General features: G+C 66.1%; 14 protein-coding genes. 9 read left to right on the plus strand and 5 right to left on the minus strand.

Annotated elements, in window-relative coordinates; translation table 11 throughout:
• The first annotated feature begins 1 nt into the window (after nucleotide 1).
• Complete coding sequence (locus VT03_RS07060; RefSeq protein ID WP_075092345.1) at nucleotides 2-1,474, plus strand: DUF1501 domain-containing protein; 1,473 nt, start codon at nucleotides 2-4, stop codon at nucleotides 1,472-1,474.
• Nucleotides 1,475-1,914: 440 nt separating this feature from the next.
• Here the strand turns inward: VT03_RS07060 and VT03_RS07065 are convergent, their stop codons facing one another.
• Nucleotides 1,915-4,287, minus strand: coding sequence for a prolyl oligopeptidase family serine peptidase (locus VT03_RS07065; protein WP_197489230.1), 2,373 nt, complete (start codon nucleotides 4,285-4,287; stop codon nucleotides 1,915-1,917).
• Between the two features lie 318 nt (nucleotides 4,288-4,605).
• Between VT03_RS07065 and VT03_RS07070 the strand changes: the two genes are divergently transcribed.
• From VT03_RS07070 to VT03_RS07080, 3 genes are all read left to right on the plus strand, one after another.
• Complete coding sequence (locus VT03_RS07070; RefSeq protein ID WP_075092346.1) at nucleotides 4,606-5,241, plus strand: biliverdin-producing heme oxygenase; 636 nt, start codon at nucleotides 4,606-4,608, stop codon at nucleotides 5,239-5,241.
• Entirely contained in the window at nucleotides 5,234-7,537 is a 2,304-nt protein-coding gene (locus tag VT03_RS07075; protein ID WP_075092347.1) for an ATP-binding protein, read from the plus strand. Before VT03_RS07070 ends, VT03_RS07075 begins: the two co-directional genes overlap by 8 nt.
• Nucleotides 7,538-7,702: 165 nt before the next feature.
• A complete protein-coding gene (locus tag VT03_RS07080) occupies nucleotides 7,703-9,337 on the plus strand; it encodes a hybrid sensor histidine kinase/response regulator (protein WP_075092348.1) in 1,635 nt (544 codons plus the stop codon).
• A gap of 379 nt (nucleotides 9,338-9,716) precedes the next feature.
• Here VT03_RS07080 and mgtE read toward each other — a convergent pair whose 3' ends face one another.
• Entirely contained in the window at nucleotides 9,717-11,015 is a 1,299-nt protein-coding gene (gene mgtE / locus VT03_RS07085) for a magnesium transporter (protein WP_075092349.1), read from the minus strand.
• 580 nt (nucleotides 11,016-11,595) lie between these two features.
• Here mgtE and VT03_RS07090 point away from each other — a divergent pair.
• Nucleotides 11,596-12,387, plus strand: coding sequence for an SDR family NAD(P)-dependent oxidoreductase (locus tag VT03_RS07090; RefSeq protein WP_075092350.1), 792 nt, complete (start codon nucleotides 11,596-11,598; stop codon nucleotides 12,385-12,387).
• Between the two features lie 40 nt (nucleotides 12,388-12,427).
• Here VT03_RS07090 and VT03_RS07095 read toward each other — a convergent pair whose 3' ends face one another.
• Nucleotides 12,428-13,540: a hypothetical protein gene (locus VT03_RS07095; protein ID WP_156514340.1), complete on the minus strand. Its 1,113-nt coding sequence runs from the start codon at nucleotides 13,538-13,540 to the stop codon at nucleotides 12,428-12,430.
• Nucleotides 13,541-13,679: 139 nt separating this feature from the next.
• Nucleotides 13,680-15,056 carry a DUF1501 domain-containing protein gene (locus VT03_RS07100; RefSeq protein ID WP_075092352.1) on the minus strand — a complete coding sequence of 459 codons (1,377 nt, stop codon included), beginning with the start codon at nucleotides 15,054-15,056 and terminating at the stop codon, nucleotides 13,680-13,682.
• Nucleotides 15,057-15,334: 278 nt separating this feature from the next.
• On the opposite strand from VT03_RS07100, the gene coaD reads away from it, so the two are divergent.
• From coaD to VT03_RS07120, 4 genes are all read left to right on the plus strand, one after another.
• A complete protein-coding gene (gene coaD / locus VT03_RS07105; protein ID WP_075092353.1) occupies nucleotides 15,335-15,856 on the plus strand; it encodes a pantetheine-phosphate adenylyltransferase in 522 nt (173 codons plus the stop codon).
• A gap of 212 nt (nucleotides 15,857-16,068) precedes the next feature.
• On the plus strand, nucleotides 16,069-16,563 hold the full coding sequence (gene purE, locus VT03_RS07110) for a 5-(carboxyamino)imidazole ribonucleotide mutase (RefSeq protein ID WP_075092354.1): 495 nt from the start codon (nucleotides 16,069-16,071) through the stop codon (nucleotides 16,561-16,563).
• Nucleotides 16,560-17,711, plus strand: a complete 1,152-nt coding sequence (locus tag VT03_RS07115) for a 5-(carboxyamino)imidazole ribonucleotide synthase (RefSeq protein WP_075092355.1) — start codon at nucleotides 16,560-16,562, stop codon at nucleotides 17,709-17,711. The genes purE and VT03_RS07115 overlap by 4 nt, the downstream gene beginning before the upstream one ends.
• A 643-nt stretch (nucleotides 17,712-18,354) precedes the next feature.
• Nucleotides 18,355-20,055: an efflux transporter outer membrane subunit gene (locus tag VT03_RS07120; RefSeq protein WP_075092356.1), complete on the plus strand. Its 1,701-nt coding sequence runs from the start codon at nucleotides 18,355-18,357 to the stop codon at nucleotides 20,053-20,055.
• A 351-nt stretch (nucleotides 20,056-20,406) separates the two neighbouring features.
• Here the strand turns inward: VT03_RS07120 and VT03_RS07125 are convergent, their stop codons facing one another.
• Nucleotides 20,407-23,919: an acyl-[ACP]--phospholipid O-acyltransferase gene (locus VT03_RS07125; protein WP_075092357.1), complete on the minus strand. Its 3,513-nt coding sequence runs from the start codon at nucleotides 23,917-23,919 to the stop codon at nucleotides 20,407-20,409.
• Nucleotides 23,920-23,925 lie beyond the last annotated feature (6 nt).

Below are 23,925 nucleotides of genomic sequence, written 5' to 3' on the forward strand. Positions count from 1 at the left end.
CATGCGTCCCAATCCATCGCCAGAGACCGCCGGCGCCGCCTCCCGTTTCGCGGAGAACCGGACGCCGTGCGGCCGGACCCGGCGGGAGTTCCTGTGGGAAGTCGGCGGCGGGTTCGCGGGGCTCGCGCTCTGCGATCTGCTGTCGCGAGAGACGGCCTTCGCCGGAGCCCTTGCCCCGCGGACATCCCACTTCCCGGCGCGGGCCAAGCACGTCATCTTCCTGTTCATGAACGGCGGCCCGAGCCAGGTCGACACCTTCGACCCCAAGCCAGAGCTCGACCGTCTGCACGGCCAGACCTACTCCGGACCGCTTGCCGTCGGATCCAACGGACGTCCGGTCGGCCGGCTCGCCAAAAGCGTCTTCCCGTTCTCGCAGCACGGCGAAAGCGGCCTCCCAATCAGCAGCCTCTACCCGCACCTCGCGCAGCACGCGGACGAGCTGTGCGTCATCCGCTCGATGCATACCGACACGGCGGCCCACGCCTCCGGCTGCCTGCAGATGAACACCGGCGCCGTCCTGATCGGTAAGCCGGCCCTCGGCTCGTGGCTCAGCTACGGGCTGGGGACGCTCAACGAGAACCTGCCGAGCTTCGTCGTCATGACCGACCCCCGCGGCGGTCCGATCGGCAGTGCCTCAAACTGGTCGAGCGGCTACATGCCCGCCAGCTACCAGGGGACGCTCTTCCGCAGCGGCGGCACGCCCCTGCTCGACCTCGCCACGCCGACCGGAACGAGCGAGACGACGCAGCGCCGCGGGCTCGACCTGCTCAAGACTCTCAACGAGCAGCACCTCGCGCGTCACGATCAGGACGGTGAGCTGATGTGCCGGATCGAGTCCTATGAGCTCGCCTTCCGGATGCAGACGACCGCCGCGGAAGCGGTCGACCTCGCCCGTGAGACGGCCCACACGCGGGCCATGTACGGCGTCGACGAACCGCGGACGGCGGACTTCGGCCGCAAGTGCCTCATCACCCGGCGGCTTCTGGAGCGGGGAGTGCGGTTCGTCCAGCTCTACTCCGGCGGCGGGCACATCGAGGACACCTGGGACGGCCACACCGACTGCATCTCGAACCACACGCTCCACGCGGGCGAGACCGACCAGCCGATTGCGGCTCTGATCACCGACCTCAAGCGAACGGGGCTGTGGGACGAAACGCTCCTCGTCTGGGGGGGCGAGTTCGGCCGGACGCCGACGAGCGAAGGGGTCGACAAGCCGGGCCGCGACCACAACTGGCACGGCTTCACGATGTGGCTCGCCGGCGCAGGAGTGAAAGGGGGCCAGGCGATCGGGGCGACGGATGAGCTCGGCTTCGGGGCGGTGGAGGACCGCTGCCACGTCCGCGATCTCCACGCGACGATCCTGCATCTCATGGGACTCGACCACCGGTTGCTGACTTACTTCCATCAGGGGCTCGACCAGCGTTTGACCGGAATCGAGCATGAGGCGGAGCTCGTCCGGAAGGCGTTCGCCTGACGACTGAGCCGCCCCCCAGCACCACCGGTCATAAGAACCGGGTCCAGGGGTCACCCTGGTGGGGGATGCAAGGGGGCCTGTGTTGTCTTAAGGGGCCCTTTGCCCGCCGGAGGCCCGTCTCGTAGGGGACAGTCTGAAGGAGCGCGCGTCCAAGCGCGGACACCGTGCCGTATGCCCCCTCACCAACCCGCGGGGAGTGCAACGCGGGCGGTGAGTCCTCAACGCCGGTTCAACAAAGGGGATGTCCGTTATGTCCCACAGTTCCTCGTAGAAGGGGCCTCCGGCGGCAAGGGGGCCTGTGTTGTTTCTTTGGCCCCTTGACCCCAGGCTGCCGTCGCACGTTGGGTTTGAGCAAGCAGAGCCGTGCCGGTCAGGACGCGGAGACGGACCACTCCCGTCGCGCGAGGCACACTCTTCGCCTCACCAGCACACCGCCCGCCTCAGCGACGATCGACGAGATGCCGGAGGAGAAACTCCATCCGAGCCCGCGAGCCATACGGCGTTTCCGCCGCCCCGTGCCCCGCCCCGACGATCGGGAGGTAGTCGAAGGTCTTACCCGCCTTCTGGAGCGCGCCAACCACCTGCGTCGTGCTCGCCGGATCGACGTTCGTGTCGAGCTCCCCGACGATCAGGAGCAGCCGCCCCTGGAGCTTGTGGGCGTCGTCCCGGTTCGAACTGGTGGCGTAACTGCCGTCGACCGGCCAGCCCATCCACTGCTCGTTCCACCAGATCTTGTCCATCCGGTTGTCGTGGCAGCCGCAGTCCGCCACTGCCACTTTATAGAAGTCGTGATGGTCGAGGAGGGCCCGCATCGCACTCTGACCGCCGGCGCTTCCGCCATAGATCCCGACCCGCGACAGGTCCATCCACGGCCGCGTCCGGGCCGCCTCGCGGATCCAGGCGATCCGGTCCGGAAACCCCGCGTCCCGGAGGTTCTTCCAGCAGACGTCATGGAACCGCTTGCCGCGGTGGTTCGTCCCCATGCCGTCGATCTGGACCACGATGAACCCCAGGTCCGCGATCGCGTGCTGCCGCGGCAGGAGGCCGAACTCTTTGGGAACGAACGCGGAGTGCGGGCCGGCGTAGATCTCCTCGACGACCGGGTACTGTTTCGACGGATCGAAGTCGGACGGCTTGATCAGGATCCCGTGGATCTCAGCATCGCCGTCGCGTCCTTTGGCGACGAATCGTTCCGGCATCGACCAGCCGGTCGACACTAGTCGCTCCGCGCTCCCCGTCTCCAGGGGGGTGACGAGGTCTCCGTCGCGGCTGCGGCGGAGTTCGTGGACCGGCGGATGGTCGGCCCGCGACCAGCGGTCCAGGAAAAACTCCCGGTCCGGTGAGAACTCGACGCGATGGTCGCCGTCCCCTTCGGTCAATTGCTGGAAGCCGGTCCCGTCGAACCCGACGCGGCAGAGATGGCGATGGTACGGATCCTCCCCCGCCTTGAGCCCGCCCGCCAGGAACCAGACTTCCCGCGCGGCCTCATCGACGTGGAGCACCTCCCGCACGACCCACTTTCCGTTCGTCACCGGGTTCCTGACTTGTCCGGTCCGGGCGTCGTAGAGCCACAGGTGGCACCAGCCGCCCCGTTCGCTCGTCCACAGCAGTTCGCCGGTCCCGTCGAGCCAGTGCCGCCAGGTCTTGGACCGGGAGTCGATGAAGGTGGGGCTGGTCTCCTCGACGACGACCCGCGCCGCGCCCGTGCGGGCGTGGACGGCGATGATCCGGTAGAGCTGATGGCCGCGCTGATCGTAACTGAAGGAGAACTCACTGCCGTCCGGCGCCCAGCGGACGTCGATCTCCGGTGACTCGGTGAACGGTTCGGGGAAGAGCGCGGTATCGACCGCCTGCCACGCGGGTCCCTCTCCGGCGACCCGGAACAGGACCGGCCGCGGTTTCGGCAACGGATCCCCCGGCTTGCGATAGTCGAACGTCTTGAGGACCGGCTGTTCCCCTCCCTTCGGCGAGGAGTCGACGATCGTCACCTTGCGGGCGGGAACCTCCGCGGCGCTGCTGACCACGAAGGCGGTCGAGTCCGGAGACCACGCCACGCGGCCGTGAAAGGGGGCCGACTCATCGAGGTCGGTCTTCAGCGGCTTCGAGTCGCCGGACGCTCGATCGACGAGGATGACCCGTCCCGATTCCACGCGGGCGGTCCACCGTCCGTCCGGCGAGTCCCCCGCGCGGTCCGCCCCGCGTCGCCGGCTGCCGGCGCCCGCTCCATCCGGTCCCCGTCCGCGGTCTTTCCCCCGGCCGTCGATCACGATCGCGGGGTGATCGTCCTGCGCTTCGATCACCGCCAGCGCCTCGCCGGTCGGGAGCGCGATCAGCCAGACGTGCCCGGCGAAGGTGCTGAGCTCCCGCCGGTCCTTGGCCGAAATCCCCTGATACGAAACCCGTTCGCCTTCGGGATCGACCCAGAACAACTCGACGTCCTGCGAGAGTTCGTTGGAGAACGTGAGCGTCATCGCATCGCCCGTCCTGCGACTGCGGCGGACCGCGGTCGACGCCTCCGACGTCTTGAGGGGGTCAGACTCGGGGAGGCCCAGCTGATCCCGCCGGGCCGCGGTCCGCCGCTCACCCGTCCGGAGATCGATGAGGACGTACTCTTCGGTCCCCGCCCCGGTCCCGACGCGGTACCAGAGGGCGTTCCTGTCGGGCAGCCAGTTCGGCCGGATCTGGTCCCGGTCGAGCCGGCCGTTCCACTGCCCCCGTTTGGCCAGGGCCTTGTCGACGCGATCGTCCGCTGCCGCAACCCCGAACGCGGCAACCAGCAGGCACGCCATGACCACTCGGACGGGAAGACTCATCGTTCCGTGTTCCAGACGGGTGCGGTTTGCTATCGCGGCGAGTGTATCGGGCATGTCGGTTCGACGCAGCCGGCCTCCTCAGACGCCGCCACCGCCCGGGGAGGTTTTCACGACGAGGGTTGCGGCGAATGACCGCGGTTCTCAAAGTAATTGGAAGCGAAGAGTGTCAGTGCTCTGCGGGGATTGCCGGCCCCACGATGGCCTGCACACGAGACGCCGCCGCCAAAGGGTGGGGCGTGCCTTCGTTCTCCAACTCTGATCGACGGCACTGTGCAACCTGGACAATCCGACGCCCCTTCTCCTCTTCCGTCCGCATCGTTGCGGGCCGCGACTCACTTATCTCATTCCCGTCTGGAAGAGGCGGTCGACTGGAAAGCGTTCCTGTCGGACACCCGGCGGTACCGCGCCCTCCTGACGGGCTTTCTGAGCCTGGCCCGCCCCGCGGACCGAGCCATCTGGCAGGCTCTCGGCTCGCAGACTCCTCCGGACTTCGCCAGTCGCCGGACCGCGGACTGGATCGCCGCGGACCTGGCGGCTCTCGACCGTCAGGAGGGCCGCGGGCAAGACAGCGCGACCGCCGCGGTTCCCGAGGCGGACTTCGGGTTCATCAACTCTTTTGCCGCGGCGGTCGGAGGCCTCTATGTCCTCGAGGGCTCGACGCTCGGGGCACAGCTCCTGTCGCGAATGCTGCACGACGCGCTCGGCTGCACCGCGGAATCGGGAGGCCGGTGGCTGGCCGCCTACGGTGACGAGACCGGTCCGCGCTGGAAGCGGTTTCAGGCTTGGCTGAACGCAGTCCTGACGACTCCCGCCGAGGTCGACGAAGCCGCGCGGGCCGCGGTCGGGACGTTCGAACGGTTCTCCGAGTGGCTCTCCCGATGCGCCCGCGAGCAGGGGATCGTGCCTTCCGCCGCGTCGACTCCAGCAGTGGCGAACGGAGGCCGCCATGAGTGAGCCGACCGCCGACGCTCCCGACGCTCCGTTCACCGTCGACCTCGACAACTGCGAGCGTGAGCCGATCCACATCCCCGGCTCGATCCAGCCGCACGGCCTGCTGCTGGCATTCGATCCCGAAACGGAGCAGATGATCCAGTGGAGCGGGAACGCGCCCGCCGTTCTCGGAATCAACGCCGAACAGATGGGCGGCCGGCCGATGTCCGAGGTGCTCGACGCCGAAACCTGCGCCCGGTTGCGGGAAACGGTCCGCACCGGAATCGCGGCCATGACCGTGCCGCTGCGGACGCACTTCGTCGGCGAGCCGGACGGAGCGGCGAGACTCGGATCGGCGCATCTCTATCAGGGCATCCTGATCGTCGAGTACGAGCTGGAAGCCGCCGATTCGATCCACCTCCACACGACCGTACCGGGGACGACGACATCGCTCGCCGTCCAGCTGCGGCAGGCGACCGCCCACCTACAGGCCTGCCGGGACATGACGTCGCTCTACGACGCGATGGCCCGCGAGATCCGGGGGATGAACGGATTCGACCGGGTCATGATCTACCGCTTCCTGGAGGACGGCCACGGGGCGGTGGTCGGCGAAGCGAAAGCGGACCACCTGGAGCCGTTCCTGGGGCTGCACTATCCGGCCACCGATATCCCACCGCAGGCCCGGCGGCTGTACACCGTGAACCTGATCCGCCTCATCGCGGACATCAACGCGGAGTCGGTCCCCATCGTCCCGCCGCGGTGCCCGGTTCACGGCGGCCCGCTCGACCTGACCTACAGCGCCTTCCGCAGCGTGTCGCCGATCCACATCGAGTACCTCCGGAACATGGGGGTCGCGGCTTCGATGTCGATCTCGCTCCTCCGCGGCGAGGAGCTGTGGGGACTGGTGGCGTGCCACCACTACTCGCCGCGGATCCTTCCCTTTGAGCTGCGGGCGGGCTGTGAGCTCCTGGGGAATGTCGCGGCGTCGCATCTCCAGACCCGTCTGGATGCCGAATCGGTCGACGAACGGGAACGCCGCCGCGTCCACGCCCGGCAGGCGCTCCAGATCGCCGATGCCGCCAGCACGCTGTGGCCCGGCGTGACCGCTGCCTCGGAGGAGTTGCGGAGAACGCTGGCGGCGGAAGGGATGGCGCTTGTTCTCGACGACGAACTGTTCGTCGCCGGGACGACACCTCCCGCGGAGACCGTGCGGAAGATCGCCCGGCGAGCCTTGGCGGCTCCAATCGAGCAGATCACCGCGACCCCCTGCCTGAGCGAGTTCCTGGGGACGGACGCAGACGCGGCGCCCGGAGGCGGACTGGCCTTCCGGATCGGCCCGGAGGGGCAGTTCGTCGTCCTGGTCTTCCGGCCGGACTACACCGAGGAAATCCTGTGGGCCGGAAACCCTGACAAGGCGGTGGAACCGACGGACGACGGCTTCCGGCTCTCCCCCCGGAAGTCCTTCGCGACGTGGAAACAGGTCGTCTCCGGCCGCAGCCGCCCCTGGACCGAACTTGACCACGCCATGGCCCAGGAGCTGCGGAACGGCCTGCTTGCCGTTTCGGCCCGGCAGCTGGCGCACATCGAACGGGCGAACCTCGAACTGTCGCGGCTCAACTCCGATCTGAACGCATTCTGCTATTCCGCTTCACACGATCTGAAAGAGCCGCTGCGGGTGATGCAGAAGGCCCTGGTACGTCTGGACGAAGCCGCCGGATCGGCTCCGGCGGAGGACGTCCGCTCACGGATCGCCTTTCTGCGGCAGAATGTCCAGAGAATGGACGATCTGCTGGAGGCGCTGCTGCGTCTCTCCCGCGCCGGCCGGCGGGATCTGCTGACGGAGCGGGTCGACGTCGCCCAGGTGGCGGAAGAAGCGGCGGAGATGTCGCTCGGCGATCAGCTCGGCCGCTCGGTCCAGCTCCAGATCCTCACGTCGAGGAAGGTCACGGCGGACTACATGTGTCTGCGGGACGTCCTGTGCAATCTCTTTTCCAACGCCTCTCGCTATAACATCCAGCCGGTGCGGACGATCGCCGTTGGAGAATCCGACGGCTCCCATCCCTCCCCCCCCCATCCACTGAAAGGGCCGCAGACCGTTCTGTTTGTCCGCGATAACGGTATCGGAATTGCACCGTCGCACTGGGAGGCTGTCTTCCAGATCTTCAGGCGTCTGCACCCTTCCGATGCCTACGGCGGCGGGACGGGGGCGGGACTGACGATCGCCCGGAAGATTCTGGAACGACACGGCGGGATGCTGTGGGTCTCCTCCGAGCCCGGTTTGGGTTCCACGTTTTATCTGTCACTCCCTGACGGTGAGTGATGAGCCAAGTGACCGACCTAACACAACGATCTCCGGTACCGCTCTGCACAGGTTTGAGGGCGACCCGCCGGCTGATCCTCAAACGAAAGTTGGAGTTTCTGCGTCCAGGCTGTGCGGCCCCGCCCCAGTTCCTCTCGCAAAGACTCTGGCACAGTGCGTGAGAATATGACGTCCCTTCCGATCCGTCGGGTGCTTGTCGTTGACGACACACCCGAAGACCGCGATACGGTAAGGCGAGCGTTGATTCACGATTCGACCTGTCGCTACCAGTTTGTGCAGGCAGGGTCCGGCCAGGAGGCCTTGGCTCTTCTGAAGAACGACACGCAGCCGTTCGATCTCGGGTTTCTGGACTGGCATCTTCCCGACATGACCGGGCTGGAACTTGCCCGCGAATTGAAAGGGGAGAGCGGGATCCCTCCCTTTCCGATCATCATGATCACCGGGAGTCATCCGATTGATGTCTCCACGGCGGCCATGGAGAGCGGGATCCAGGATTTTCTCTCGAAGGAGACCGTAGATCCGGCGAGCCTTCCGCACATCGCCCGCAACGCGATCGACCGCTACCGGCTCATGAAGCGGCTGGTGGAGAGCGAGCGGGAAGCCCGCGAGGCCCGGATCCGGGCAGAGGACGCCAGCCGGGCCAAGTCGATGTTCCTTTCGAGCATGAGCCACGAGCTGCGGACGCCGCTGACGGCGGTCGTGGGACTCGCCGATCTGCTGCTCGAAAATCCCGCCGCCGCAGACTCCCGGCAGATGCTGGAGATGATTCGCAGCAACGGGACGCACCTGGCCGAGCTCCTGAACGACATTCTCGACTTGGCCAAGATCGAGGCGGGGACGATCGACGTGGAGCTCGTCGAGTGCGACCCGCTGCTCCTGACCCGGGAGCTGTGCGATCTCATGCGGCTGCGGGCCCAAGACGAAGGGCTCTCCTTCGAGCTGGCGTTCGACACGCCGGTCCCGGCGCGGATCCGGACCGATCCGCTCCGGCTGCGGCAGATTCTGATGAACCTGCTGACCAACGCGATCAAGTTCACGGACAAGGGGAGCGTGCGGGTCTCGCTGTGCTATCAGCCAGAGCCAGAGCCCTGCCTGGAGTTCACGATCTCCGACACCGGCGTCGGGATCAGCGAAGCGGACCTGGAAGTGATCTTCGAGCCGTTCGTTCAGGTCTCGGAGGACTACCGGCACCGCAAAAACGGAGCGGGGCTGGGTCTTTCGATCAGCCGCTCGCTGGCCCGGCTTTTGGGCGGGAACTTGACGGCGAAGTCCCGCGTCGGAGGGGGAAGTCAGTTTTCGGCCTCGATCCGGGCCGAAGGGGCGGGGCAGGTGGCGCGGTACGATCCCCGTCTGTACGCCGCGCCGCGGAAGGCGGCAGAGCAGCGGCCGGAGCTTCTGGATGGCTGCTGGGCTGGTCGCCGGATTCTGATTGCGGAAGATACGGCGGCGAACCAGTACCTGCTGCGGCGGATGCTGGAGGCGACGAAGGCTCAGACGACGTTTGTGGAGACGGGCGAGCAGGCGGTCGATGCGGTCTGCCGTTCGATCGACGCGGGCCGGCCGTTCGATGTGGTTCTGATGGACATCCAGATGCCCGGCATGAACGGGTATGAAGCGACCCGCGCCATTCGCCGCGAGGGGGTGACCGGCCCGGTCATTGCGCTCACGGCGGCGGCGATGGATGGGGACCGGGAGCGGTGCTTGGAGGCGGGCTGTACGAGTTATCTCTCGAAGCCGATCAACCGGCCGGCGCTGCTGAAGATGATTGCGGACTCGATGTCGCAGGACGGAGCGAATTAGAGACTGAGTCCGAGTTCTGATCCGTCGTAACCGGGTCCAGGGGTACCCTGGTGGGGAGTGCAGAGGGGCCTGTGTTGTTCTATTGGCCCTTTGCCCGCCGGAGGCCGTCTCGTCGAGGACCGTCGGAGGGAGCACGTGCCCGAGCGCGGATAACGTGCCGGATGCCCCCTCACCAATCCGGGGGGATTGCAAAGCCAGCGGTGTGTCTTGAGGGAGTCCTCCACGCCGGTTCCACAAAGCGGACGTCCGTTGTTTGCCACGGTTCCTCGTGGAAGTGCCTCCGGCGGCAAGGGGTTGCCCCCTTGACCCCGGCTGCCGTGGCACGTTGGGTTTGACGTGACATAACCGTGTCGGCAAGGACGTAGTTCGAGGCCCGCGCCTACATCAGCCACCGCGAAAACAGGCTGGCGATCCCCAGAAACGCCGCAAAGCCAATAATGTCCGTCACCGTCGAAAGAAAGATGCTCGACGACTGGGCCGGGTCGCTGCCAAGAGCCCTCAGGATCAACGGAATCGCCGCCCCGGCCAGCCCGGCAACCGTCGTGTTCACGATCAGCGCCAGGCTGATCACGGCACACAGGCCGGGACTATGACTCCAGACCAGCACAGCCAGCGACGTGACAAACGCCAGAGCCACACCGTTCAGGAACCCCGCCAGCGACTCCTTCAAGAGCAGCGACCGCACATTGCCGGGACTGATCTCCTTCAGCGCCAGGCCGCGAATCACAACCGCCAACGTCTGAGCCCCGCTGTTCCCCCCCGGCCCCGACACAATCGGAAGCAGGATCTTCAGAGCCGCAATCTTGACCAGGATCCCCTCGAACATCCCGATGACCGCCGAGGCCATGAAGGCGGTCACCAGATTGACGAGCAGCCACGGCAGCCGGGATTTCACCGTGGCGGCGAGCGAGGTGCTGACAGTTTCGCTCCCGCTCGCCCCCACCATCTTCTGCAGGTCTTCAAACGCTTCCTGCTGAACGGTCTCGAGGACCTGTTCGTGCCGGACGACCCCCAGCAGCCGGTCCTCGTCATCGACGACAGGCAGGGCGACGAAGCCACGGCTCCGCATCAGCTCGGCCACTTCTTCGCGGTCCATCGTCGCGCGAACCGTCGCCACGTTCCGGCGGACGATCGCCTCCAGCGGTTGCTGTGGCAGAGCGAGGAGGAGGTCCCGCATGCTGAGGACGCCGATCAGGCGGCCGTCGCGCTGCGTGACGTAGAGGTAATGCAGCGTCTCCCGCGGCGCCTGGCGGATCCGGGCGATCGTCTCCTGGACCGTCAGGTCGATCGGCAGGGACGTGACGGGAAACTCCATGAGTCCCCCGGCGGTGTCGGGCGGGTAGCGGAGCGCGCTCCGCACGAGCTGGATCTGTTCGGAGTCGATCCCGGACAGGAGGTGTTCGCGGAGCTCGGCGTCGAGGTGTTGGAGGACGACCGCCGCCTGCCGCGCGGTCATGCGGTGGATCAGGCCTTGCGTTGCCTCCGGTCCGAGGTGCGCGAAGACAGCGGCGGCGCGGTGCGCGGCGAGCCGTTCGAGGACCGGTCCCATGACGGCCGAGTCGAGCTCGGCGATGATGGCGGCCGACTCCGGAACATCGAGCTCTTCGATGGCGTGGGCCGCCGCATCGGGATGCGTCTGGGCGAAGGTCCGGATGAGGTAGGCGACCGATTTTTCCATCACGCGAAGGGGGGTACGGCAGAGGTCCAGAGGGAGGGGAAAGGGAGGTTTGGATGATGCCGGAATTGGCCGGAGCGGGCCACTCCGATCAGTCGTCATTCCGGAAGATGCGGGGATTTGCTCAAGCACGAGTTCTCCTCGTTGCTCGAACACCGTCCTCGCCGGCACGACTGTGCTTCCTCAAACCCAACGTGCGACGGCGGCCTGGGGTCAAGGGGGCCACGCCCCCTTGCCGCCGGAGGCATTTTCGTCGCGGAACCGTGGGACACTGCGGATGTCCCCTTTGTGGTCCCAGCGTTGAGGACTCCTCCACGCTAAACCGCTCGCTTTGCAATCCCCGCGGGTTGGTGAGAGGGCATACGACACGTCATCCGCGTTTGGACACGCGTTCCTTCAGATATCTCTCGACGGCCAGGCCTCCGGCGGGCAAAGGGCCAATAGAACAACACAGGCCCCTCTGCACTCCCCACCAGGGTGACCCTGGCCCCGGTTCAGGGGCGCGCGATGTGTTTCCGTGACCTCGGCACTGAGCTACCTTTGTGACCGCCTGCCTCCCCACCACCCCGCTGACCAACCTCGCATGGCACAGCCCCCCTCACCCCCTCGCCCCTTCGCCGACCTGACCGGCCGCACCGCCGTCATCACCGGCTCCTCCTCCGGCATCGGCCGCGCCATCGCACTCGAACTCGCCGCCGCGGGAGCCGACGTCGTCATCCACTGCCGCCGCTCCCGCGATCGAGCCGAAGCCGTCGCCGGCGAAGTGCGGGCTCTCGGCCGCACCGCCCACATCCTGACCGCCGACGTCGGCCAGGAATCGGAACTCACTCCCTTCGTCGAAGCCTGCCTCAACGCCCTCGGCAAACTCGACATCTGGGTCAACAACGCCGGAGCCGACCTCCTGACCGGCGACGCCCCCAAGTGGACCTTCGAAGAGAAGCTCGAGATCCTCCTCGATGTCGACGTCCGCAGCGCCGTCCTGCTCAGCCGGGACGTCGGCCGCCGCATGCAGGAGGCGGGACAAGGCGTCATCCTCAACATCGGCTGGGACCAGGCCGACCGCGGTATGGACGGAGGAGGAGACAGCGCCGAACTCTTCTCGGCCGCCAAGAACGCCATCATGGGGTTCACCCGCTCACTCGCCATGACGCTCGCCCCCGCCGTGCGTGTCAATTGCATCGCCCCCGGCTGGATCCGCACCGCCTGGGGAGACGGCGCCAGCAACGCCTGGCAGGAACGCGTCCTCCGCGAAACACCGCTCCGACGGTGGGGCCTTCCCGAAGACATCGCCCGCCTGGCCCGATTCCTCGTCAGCGACGAAGCCAGCTTCATCACCGGCCAGGTCATCAACTCGAACGGCGGAGCGGTGCGATAGCGGCCGATCGCGCCGCAAGACCGCGTACGGCGTGGCGTTGCTACTGCAACCGAATCGCGCGCTGATCGATGTTCAAGAGCTTCCCGACAACAATCGCCCGACCGTCCCACTCGAAGCGTTTGTCGACTCGCCCCTCCACGTTCACCGGCGTTCCGACCGAAATCCGCCCGCCCGTCTTCAGCGTCGGCGGTGTATCACCAGTCGGCAGCCCCCACTCCGATACCCGAACCTCGCCTTCAAACTCCCGAGTTTCCGAGCCGCCCGCCAGCGGCATCAGATACCAGACGTGGAACCCGACGATTCGCGGCCGCCCCTCGACCACCCGAAAACGGAAGTCGTCAAGCACCAGGTTCGTGGCCGTGTGGATATCCGTGGAATGCAGGCCGGACTTCTCCCGGCTCAACTGATCGATCGTCTTCAGGCCCCATTGATGGTGCCCCTCCCGGGCGCACTCGATTCGGCGGGGGAGATAGCCGAGCCGCGGATCCAGCCACATCGTCCGCTCACCGAAACGCGTCCACGAAACGATCCGAACGGTCTTGTGCCCATCCACGAGAGGTGAGCCGAGGACACTCTGCCGGTTCCCCTCCCGCGCCACGTCCCACAACGACAGCCCATCGTCGCCAGGCAACGTCCCGAACAGAACAGCCACGAGATCCAGGTGGCGAAAAGCTTGCCATTCAGCCGCCATGGCGGACGGCGTCGCCCGCATCGATGTCGACTGGTCCTTCGCGCCGTTCTCCATCGCAAAGGTCATGCGGATGACCCGGAGCGCCGGAGGTGCCGCTCCGGACATCGGATCCGGAACGCCAGCCCGCTTCATCGCGGCTTCGTCGAACGGATTGCTCCCCAGGATCAGTTCGCTGGTTTCATGGATCGTGATTCGCCGTTCCTGATAGGCCGACAGACCAAACGTGCGTCGCACGATCTGCCACCGCTCCCCATCGCGAGAGACCTCCAGGTCACTCGTCCGGACGTAGCTCTCCGACGTCAACTTCGTCGTCGCGTGAAAGTGAACGCGTGGAGGAATCGCACACGAGGCCTCCAGACGGTCCAGACAGTCGTCGACCTTCGGGACGTCCTCGGCCGCTGCCGTCGTGGCCGCAAAGATCAGCAGACTCCCGATCATTCGCCCGCCAAGTCGTCGCATCATCCGCCTCCAGCCACAGCAAGGCGAAATTGTTGTCGCCGCCCCGCTCCTCCGCCACCTCGAAGCGGGCTGCGCAGAACGATCGACCACGGACGCCTCGGGCGAGGGGCGGGTCGCGCGGAGGACATCGGACTGCGGCCCGTCAGAACAGCTCCGAGATCGCGGCGGCGTCATCCACCAGCGGGATCGGGCGGCCGGCGAAGTCCGGGAACGACTGGCTGCCGTCGATGTCGAGGACGCGGTAGACCGTCGCCAGGAGGTCGTGGGGCTTGAGGGCCCGCTCGACCGGGAACTCCGCCTTGGGGTTCGTCGCTCCCACGACCGTCCCCTGCTTGAGTCCGCCTCCGGCAACCATGACCGAGACGGCGTCCCCCCAGTGGTCGCGACCGGGGATCGGATCGTTCGGGAGGCCGGTGTTGACCTTCGGCGTGCGGCCGAACTCGCCCATCACGATCACCATGACCTTGTCGAGCATGTCCCGCTCGACGAGGTCGGTCATCAGGGCTCCGACGCATTCGTCCATCGCCCGCATGTTCGGGGCATGCCCCTCGACGAGCCGCGAGTGATGGTCCCAGTGCGGCATGTCGACGGTGACGAACGTCACCCCCGCCTCGACCAGCCGGCGGGCCATCAGCGTGTATCGCCCCCACGGGTGCTTCGGATAGCGGGCGGCGACCTTCGGATCTTCCTGGGAGATGTCGAACGCCTTGATCGCCGCCTGGCCGAAGACGAGCGACATCGCCTCCTGGTTGCAGGCGTCCATCGTGTCCATGATCCCCGACCGGTCGACCTCGCGGCGGATCCGGTCGAGCGAGCCCATCAGCTCACTCCGGCTGCGTCCTCGCCCTTCGTCGATCCCGGCGGTCGCCTGAAAGCACTTCGGACGGTTGATCTCGATCACGTTCCCGTGATGCAGATACTTGCGCTCGGTGTCGACGTCGAACGGGTTGTAGGCCCCGCCGAGGTACGCCGCGCCGTGGTAGCCGGGGAAGAGGTAAATGCTCTCGGCCGAGGGAAGGCCTACGTACGCCGGCAGCCCTGGACGCCGCGGCCCCCGGACTTTCGAGATGGCGGCGCCAAAGGACGGAAACTTGATCCCCTGGTTGACTGACGTTGCCCCGAAGCGGCCCGTCAGCATCCAGTGCCCGGCGGCAAAATGGTCCCCCGTGCCGTGGTGGATCGACCGGATAAAGTTCATCCGGTCCGCGAACTTCGCGTGGTTCGGCAGGAGTTCCGAGAGGTGGATCCCCGGAACCTTCGTGTCGATCGCCGTGAACGGCCCGCGGCACTCCTCGGGGGCCTCCGGCTTGGGGTCATACGATTCGAGTTGGCTGGGACCGCCGTCGAGCCAGATGAGAATGACGCTCTTGTCGTTTTTCGGGGTCGCACCGTTCGCCAGCAGCCGGTTCTGTCCGGCGAGGGTCATCCCCGCCATCCCGAGGAAGCCCGCCTTCAGCGCCGCGCGGCGGGTGACTCCCGCGCAATTCGTTCCCCGGCTCGATCCGCGAATCTCCAGCATCGTCCACCCCTAGTCGAATCAACGGGCGCTGATCGATACAGTATGCAGATTGTCAACAATCGGCCAGTCCGGACGCAGGAAACAGGCGACCTGTGCGGGGAGCGGGGAGAATTTGCCGTCAGAATCCGGGATCGGGAACTTCCGGCGCTTTCCGGACCTCTCCGGGATGGCCGAGAGAGTAGGTTGAACTGAAATCCGTATTCGGTGCAGGAGCCGCGGCCCGGGTGTCGCCGTCCCCGCCGGACGAGAGAAGCATCCGTTCGGTCGGAACGTCTGAAATGACAAAACTTTCCGCTCGCATCGCCGTCTACGCCGGGAGTTTCGACCCGATTACGCTCGGTCACCTCGACATGATCCGCCGGGGTTCGGGCCTGTTTGAGCACCTGATCGTCGGCATCGGCATCAATCCCGACAAAAAGCCGCTGTTCTCGCCGCAGGAGCGGCTCGACCTGATGCGGGAAGTCGTGAAAGACATCTCGAACGTTTCGGTCGAGACCTTCGAGGGGTTGACCGTGGAGTACGTCGCCCGGAAGGGGGCGGCGGTCATGCTCCGCGGGATCCGGACCGTCTCGGACATCGAGGCGGAGTTCACGATGGCCCTCACGAACCGGACGCTGGCCCCCGGGATTGAAACGGTGTTCCTGATGGCGAGCGAAAAGTATTCGCACGTCTCCAGCACGCTGATCCGCCAGATCGCCCTCATGGGGCGCGACGGCAGCGGCGAGAGCCTGAAGCAGTTCGTCCCGCCGACCGTGATTCCCCCGCTGATGCAGAAGGTTCGTCTCCCCGCCGGGGGTTGAGCCGAAGTCTCCAGCGTTCCGTCGAAAAGTCCTCCCCGCCGACCGGAGCCTCCCATCTCCGGCAACCGGCGGCGGGTCGATTTCGTCGTCCTTCCTGCCCCGCTACCATCGTCCTCCGCTCGCGGTTCCTCCGGAGCGAGGATTTCCTGCCGGTCGGCGTTCCTGCGCTTTCCGGACCGGTGGCGTTTTCCTTTCCCGATGCGCGTGAACGAATGACAGAACCCGAACGACCGCTCGTCGGTGTCATCATGGGAAGCAAGTCCGACTGGGACACCATGAAGGCGGCGGCGGACATCCTGACCGAGTTCGGCGTCTCCCATGAATGCCGGGTCGTGTCCGCCCACCGGACTCCGGAGTGGATGGTCGAGTACGCCAAGTCCGCCGCGGCGCGGGGGCTGGAAGTCATCATCGCCGGCGCCGGAGGGGCCGCTCACCTTCCGGGAATGGTCGCGTCGATGACGCTCCTCCCGGTCCTCGGCGTGCCGGTCGGCTCGAAGTGGCTGCACGGCGTCGATTCGCTGCTCTCGATCGTCCAGATGCCCGGAGGGGTTCCGGTCGGCACGATGGCGATCGGCGAGGCCGGGGCCAAGAATGCCGCCCTTCTGGCGATCCGCATCCTGGGGAATACCCGGCCGGCGCTGCGGGCTCACCTGGAGTTCTTCCAGAGCTGTCAGACACAGAAAGTCCTGGAGCAGAAGCTGCCATGAGTCGGAGTCTGGTTCCGGGGGACGTGATCGGGATCGTCGGGGGAGGGCAGCTCGGCCGGATGGCCTCGATCTGCGCCCGGCGGATGGGCTATCGGACGATCATCTACACCGAAGAGGCGGCGAGTCCCGGACCGCAGTGGGCGGACCAGTGCGTCGTCGGTGCGCTCGACAATACGGACCTGCTGACGAAGTTCGGCCGGCAGGTCGATGTCGTGACCTATGAGACCGAGCACATCCCGCTCGCCAGCATGCACCTGCTGGAGCGGCTGGTCCCGGTCTATCCGTCGCCGCACGTCCTGTCGATCACCCAGCATCGGCAGCTCGAAAAGGACTTTCTCCTGCAGAACGGGTTTCCGCTCCCGGCCTGCGCGACGATCCGCTCGTACGATCACCTGGTCCAGGAGGTCAGCCGGCTGAATCGCCCCTGCGTGCTGAAGACCGCCACCGGTGGTTACGACGGCAAGGGGCAGTGGAAAGTCGGCCTTCAAGACGGGGACGTCGCGGCTGCCTGGAAGGCGGCCAACGGCCGAGGGACGGTCCTGGAAGAGTGGGTCGACCTGGCCTTCGAGTGCTCCGTGATCGGGGCCCGGGCGGTCGACGGGACGATGGCCTTCTATGGCCCCCTGCTCAACGACCACGCGAATCACATCCTGGACGTTTCGGTCTGCCCGATCGTCGAGTCCCGGATGTCGGATTCGTTGCGGGCGGAGGCCCGTGAGATCGCCGCGGCTCTTTGTACGAAGCTGGATGTTGTGGGGCTGCTGTGTGTCGAGATGTTCGTGACGACGAGTGGAAAACTGCTCGTCAATGAGCTGGCTCCGCGGACGCACAACTCGGGGCACCTGACGATCGAGGGGCACGTCACGAGCCAGTTCGAGCAGATCATGCGGATCGTGGCCGGGCTGCCGCTGGGTGCGGTGGACCAGATCCGGCCGGCGGCGATGGCGAACCTGCTGGGGGATCTCTGGTCGGCCGGTCCGCCGCGGTGGGACCGTCTGTTGCGGCATCCTGCCGCCAAACTCCACCTGTACGGAAAACTCGATGCCAAGCCGGGCCGCAAGATGGGCCATGTGACGGCGACGGCGGACACGCCGGAAGCGGCGGCGGAGACCGTCCAGCGGGCCCGGGCGGATTTGGTTGGCGGGTGAGCCCGCTGGCTCAAACCGCGTCCTCGCCGGCACGACTCCGCCCGCTCAAACCCATCGTGCGACGGCCACTGGGGTCAAGGGGGTCTCACCCCCTTGCCGCCGGAGGCATTTTCAATGAGGAACCGTGGGACACAACGGGCGTTCCCTTTGTGGTACCGGCGTTGAGGACTCACAGCTCGCTTTGCAATCCCCGCGGGTTGGTGATGGGCATACGGCACGTCGTCCGCGCTTGGATACGTGCTCCTTCAGACATCTCTCGACGAGACGGCCTCCGGCGGGCAAGGGGGCCAAGAAAACAACACAGGCCCCCCTTGCATCCCCCACCAGGGTGCCCCTGGACCCGGTGGACAGAGAAGCCCAGGTCTCTTCGTAGCTGCGCGACTCCTGAAGATTCCCTCAAGACGGCCCCCCTCTACCCAAGTCCGGCTGTAGCGGTCCTTCGACCTGTTCCTGCCACACCGGCCTCCCTCCCCCCATTCCCGGCTCCCTGGACGACCAGTCGCGCAGTGGAGAGCCTCTTCTGACGATGTCCCTTGTGCAGCCCCCACAGCTCCGGGGCAGGACGTCCCGGAGCCCCGTGCGGACCGCAACGGAAGTAAGGATTCTTCCGTAAAGACCGACGTCGGACGAAGGAGCGTTCGGAATGAAGCCGATCCTGCGCTCGGTGGCAACCGCCACCGTACTGGCTCAGATGCTGGCTGGCGCGGGCTGTCAGCACGTCGAACGGTACATCCATAACGGCTTCAAGGTCGGGCCCAACTACTGCCCCCCCGCCGCTCCGGTCAAAGACCACTGGATCGACTCCGCCGACCGCCGCGTCCGCTCCGACACCGACGACCTCAGCGACTGGTGGACGGTCTTCGGCGACCCGCTCCTCAACCGCTTCATGCGGGACGCCTACACGCAGAACCTGACGCTCCGTCAGGCCGGCTTCCGCATCCTCCAGGCCCGCGCCATCCGCGGCATCGCCGGCGGAAACTTCTTCCCGCAGCAGCAGAACGCCGACGGAAGCTACCGTCGGTCGGTCTCCAACCTGAACTTTTTCGACAGCTGGGACTTCGGTTTCAACCTCTCCTGGGAACTCGATTTCTGGGGCCGCTACCGCCGGGCGATCACTTCGGCCGATGATGCCCTCGAAGCGTCCGTCCTCGACTACGACGACGTCCTCGTGACCCTCCTGGGGGACGTGGCGGTCAACTACACCGTCATCCGGACGAGCCAGGAACGGATCCGGCTCCTCTCCGAGATCATCCTGATCCAGGAGGACGTCCTGGACTTCATCAAGGGGCGGCTCCAGGCGGGGGCGGTGACCGACCTCGACCGCGCCCAGGCGGAGAGCAACCTGGAGCAGAGCCGGGCCCAGATCGAAACCCTCAAGATCGATCTCCGGACCTCGCAGAATCAGCTCTGCGTGCTGATGGGGATGTCGCCTCAGGACCTCTCGACGATCCTGGCCTCGGCTCCCAATACGAACATCCCGAAGGCCCCCGAGTTCATCGTGGCCGGGATTCCGGCGGACCTCCTCTCCCGCCGGCCGGACGTCCGCCGCGCGGAACGTCTGGCGGCGGCCCAGGCGGAGCAGATCGGCATTGCGGAGACCGACTGGTATCCCGCAATCACGATCAACGGGACGATCGGCTGGCAGGCGAACAACTTCTCCGATCTCTTCCGTCCGCGGGCGATGAACGCGAGCGTCGGCCCTTCGTTCCAGTGGAACCTGCTCAACTACGGACGGATCCTCAACAACGTCCGGCTGCAGGACGCGACGCTGCAGGAGTTGCTGGTGCAGTACCAGTCGACGGTGCTTCAGGCGGACCTCGAGGTTGAGAACGGGATCACGATCTATCTACAGTCGCACGAGCGGGCCCGGCACCTGGAGACGAGCGTCGACAATGCGTATGTCGCGCTGCGGGTTGTGGTGTCCCAGTATGAGGCGGGTCTGCAGGGGGTCGACTTCAACCGGTACGCGACGATTCTGCAGCAGTTGATCAACCAGCAGGATTCGTGGATCCAGTCCCGCGGTCAGATTGCGCAGGGGCTGATTCAGGTTTACCGGGCGTTGGGTGGTGGTTGGCAGATCCGTTGTCAGCCGGAGGTCGACAAGCGGGGGACGTTGTCGGCGTTCCCCGAGGGGAAGCCGGAAGACGCGGAGGCGACCGAGATGCCGCTGCAGGCCGGTCCGAATCCGCTCCCCGTGCCGCCGGATGCGGCACCTTTGCCGGCGGCTGCGAAGCCGGCTGAGGAAGCTGGGGAGAAGGTTGATCCGGCTGTGGATGCGATCAAGGGGGCGTGGCAGCGTCGGAATGCGGCGATCCAGAATTCGTCGTTGTCGAACGCAGACTAACGGCGACCGCTCGAACCACGTCCTTGCCGGCGCAGCTTGGTAGCTCAAACCCAACGTGCCACGGCAACCAGGGGTCAAGGGGGCCACGCCCCCTTGCCGCCGGAGGCACTTCTATGAGGAACCGTGGCAAGCAACGGATGTCCCCTTTGTGGGACCCGCGTTGAGGACTCCCCGCTCGCCCCGGAATCCCCGCGGGTTGGTGACGGGGCATACGACACGGTGTCCGCGCTTGGACACGATCTCCTTCAGACATCTCTCGACGAGACAAGCCTCCGGCGGGCAAGAGGCATTCTGCCCCCTGCACCCCCTGACCAGGGTGCCCCTGGACCCGGTTCTTTGGGACGCGAATGCTTATGACGCCTGCGTCCGCGCAATCGCCAGATCCTTGATCCCCTTCAAATCCAGCTTCCCCGTCCCAAGGAGCGGAATCCGCTCCACCTCAAAAAAACAGTCCGCCGAAGGCAACCACAAATTCGGCAGGCCCATCGCCGAAAGCTCCTTCAGCACCTCCGGAACCGGCTTCTTCAGCGGCTTGTGCAACACAATCAACCGCTCACCCCGGTTCGGATCACTCACCGCCGTCACCGCGAGACGCAGCTCCGCATCCTCATCACTCGGATCCTCAGTCAGCCGCGTCAGATGCTCCTCGAGCAGAATATGCGGCACCATCTCGCCGCCAATCTTCGAGAACCGGCTCTGCCGACCGGTGATCTCAATAAACCCTTCATCGTCCAGCTTGGCAAAGTCCCCCGTGACATACCACCCGTCACGGATCACCGCCGCCGTCTTGTCCGGCTGCTGGAGATAGCCCTTCATCACGTTGGGCCCCTTGATCAGCAGCAGTCCCTCGCGGTTCACTCCCAGGTCCGCGCCGGTATCGGGATCGATCACCTTGGCTGCAACCCCCGGCAGAGGTCGGCCCACCGTCCCGAGCTTCGTCCCCTTCTGCTGGACTTCCGACGAGCGGTGATCGGGAATATTGACCGCCGCCACCGGCGAGAGCTCGGTCGTGCCGTACCCTTCGGACGGCATCACCTTGAACTTCTCGTGGAACTGGTGAGCCAGGTCCGTCGGGAGTTTCTCCGCCCCCACGACGACCATGTCGAGCGACGCGAACTGCGACGGCTCGACCCGCTTGATGTACGACTTCAGGAACGTCGGCGTCGACATCAGGATCGTCGCCTTGTGCTTCTCGACCAGCTTGCCGATCGTCTTCGCGTCGAGCGGATTGAAGTGGTAGACCCCCTTCGGCTCAAAGCAGAGCGGCAGCCACATCGAGGCCGTATAGCCAAACGAATGGAAGAAGGGCAGGATCCCCATCAGACCGTCGGTGATCTCCAGATGCAGGAGCTGATCGACGGCATCAATGTTCGAGGCGACGTTGTGATGCGAGAGCATCACCCCCTTCGGCTCACCGGTCGAGCCCGAGGTGAAGATGATGCTGAGCGTCTCATCCGGATCGACGGAGTGCAGACCGAGCATCCGCGTGACGATTCCCGTCGGCAGGGCGTAGGCCATCAGCCCCGCCACCGCCTTGTCCATCTTGGTGACCTTGTCCTTGAGGTCGTCCAGGAAGACGAACTCGGCCCCTTCGGGCTTGAAAGGCCGGCGATCCAGGAACTGCCGGCTCGTCAGGATGTGCTTGATCCCCGCCGTCCGGATGCAGTAGTTGAGGGTGTCGTCCGAGAGCGTGTAGTTGAGGTTGACCGCCACCCGCTTCGAGAGGCTGACCGCCATGTTGGCGATGCAGCCGCCGGTCGACGGCGGAAGCAGGATCCCGATGTTCTGCTCGTCGGGAGCGAAGGTGGTCCGCTCCAGGATCCGCCGGGCGATGATCGTCCGGAGCAGGAGCATCGTCCCGGAGACTTCCTGGCCGAGCGAATCCGCCACCTTGATCCGTTTTCCGGTTTCGCGGCACTGCTGCACGAAACGGACCGCCGGAATCGGCGAATACGGCTTGTCAGATTTCACGGCGTCCACTCCGAGCTGCTCGACGGCGAGCCGGACCTGGCTGACGTCGTCCGGCTGGGGCATCGGTTTACCAAAATGAACCGCCACCCGGTAAGGCCAGTGTTTCGGCCACTTCCAGAAGAATTTGCCCCCCGCAAAGCTGAAAACGCTTCCCCACAAGCCGTGGAGGTAGGCCGGGATCACCGGGGCGTTCGTCCCCTCGACGATCTTCATCAAACCCCGCTGGAACGGCTGCAACTGGCCGGTCCGGGTCAGGGCCCCTTCGGCAAAAATGCACACCAGCTCGCCGTTCGCCACCGCCTCCTTGGCGGTCTTCAGCGCCATCACGATCGACCGCGGTCCCTCGGAGGCCTTGATCGGAATGACGTGCATCACCTTGGCCAGACCCGTCAGGAGCGGGTTCCGGACGTAATCGGCATAGACCAGGAACCGGACGAACCGCGAGGAGCTCGTCAGCATCAGGATCCCGTCGACCCACGAAACGTGGTTGGCGACGATCAGCGCCCCGCCCCGCTCCGGAATGTTCTCCCGGCCGACGACCTGCAGCCGGTAAACGGTGTGGCTCGCCAGCCAGAAGACAAACCGGGCCGTGATCTCCGGCATCAACCGGAGGGCATAGATCAGGATCGGGATCGTCCCCAGGCCGGCCAGGGCGAAGATCGCCCCCGGGGAAATCCCCAGGACCGCCTTGAGAACAAAGAACACCGCCGCGGAGAGCAGGATCCCCAGGAACACGACGAAGTTCGTCGCCGCCAGGATCATCCCCCGCAGCCGCGGATCGGTCCGGTGCTGCAGGTACGACTCGAGTGGAACGTCGAACAGTCCGGCGCTCGCCCCCAGAAGGCAGAGCGACGCCGCGCACAGATAGAACATGACCTGATGGGTCGCCGGCGCGTCGGCCGTGACGAACCGGCCCGTCAGGTAGACGAGGACCGAGCTGATGACGACGCCGAGCGCCCCGATCGGGACGATCCCCAGCTCGACCTTCCCCTCGGACCATTTCCCCGCGAGGAGGCTTCCCCCGCCGAGTCCCAGCACAAGGACCGCCATCAGCATCCCGACGCTCTGCTGCGGGAGGTGCAGCCACTCCTTGCCGAGCGGGTCGGCATTGAGCTGGGCGAGCGATGCCAGGAACCAGAAGAACCCGATCCCGAGGGCGGTCCGGAAGAGCTTCGTCTCCCGGGCCAGCGTCCGCAGGGCCGGAAGCGTATGAGAGAAAGGGTCGATCTCCAGCGGCCGCGTCGGCGAGGCGGCCACGAGGGGCTCGATCATGATCGCCGTCGCGGTGCCGGCCACCGCCATGCCGATCAGGGCCACTATCACCGGCCAGAGCTCCCAGGGGCTGAGCCCCCCTCCCAGGCTCGGAGTGACAACGCCATAGAGCGAATAGCCGCCGATCATTCCCAGGGCCGACCCGCACACCGTCACCAGCCCCATCCAACCGTTGCCGGCGGTGAGCAGGGGAGGCGGGAGCATCTCGGGAATCGCCCCGTACTTGGAAGGGGCGAACAGGGCGCTTTGGGCCCCGATCAGGAACACGAGGAAGTAGAGGAACGTCAGGTTGCCCAGGACGAGCGCCAGGATCGCGAGGGCCATGATGACCACTTCGGCGACTTTGCAGGCAACGATGACGACCCGCTTGCTGTACCGGTCGGCCAGCGATCCGGAGAACGGGGCGAGCAGCAGGTAGGGGATCGTGAAGCAGGCCGCCCCCAGGACGAGCGCCGTATCGCTCCCGATCCGTCCCGTCCCCATCGCGTAGCAGACCGACAGCCACTTGAAGACGTTGTCGTTGATGCAGCCCAGAAGCTGCGTCAGGACAAGCCCAAGGAAGCTCCGGTTGCGAAGCGGCGAATCCGGCGGTGGGGGGAGACTGTCACTCGGCGGGGACATTCCGCA

The organism is Planctomyces sp. SH-PL14 (assembly GCF_001610835.1).
In the GTDB taxonomy this organism is placed as follows: domain Bacteria; phylum Planctomycetota; class Planctomycetia; order Planctomycetales; family Planctomycetaceae; genus Planctomyces_A.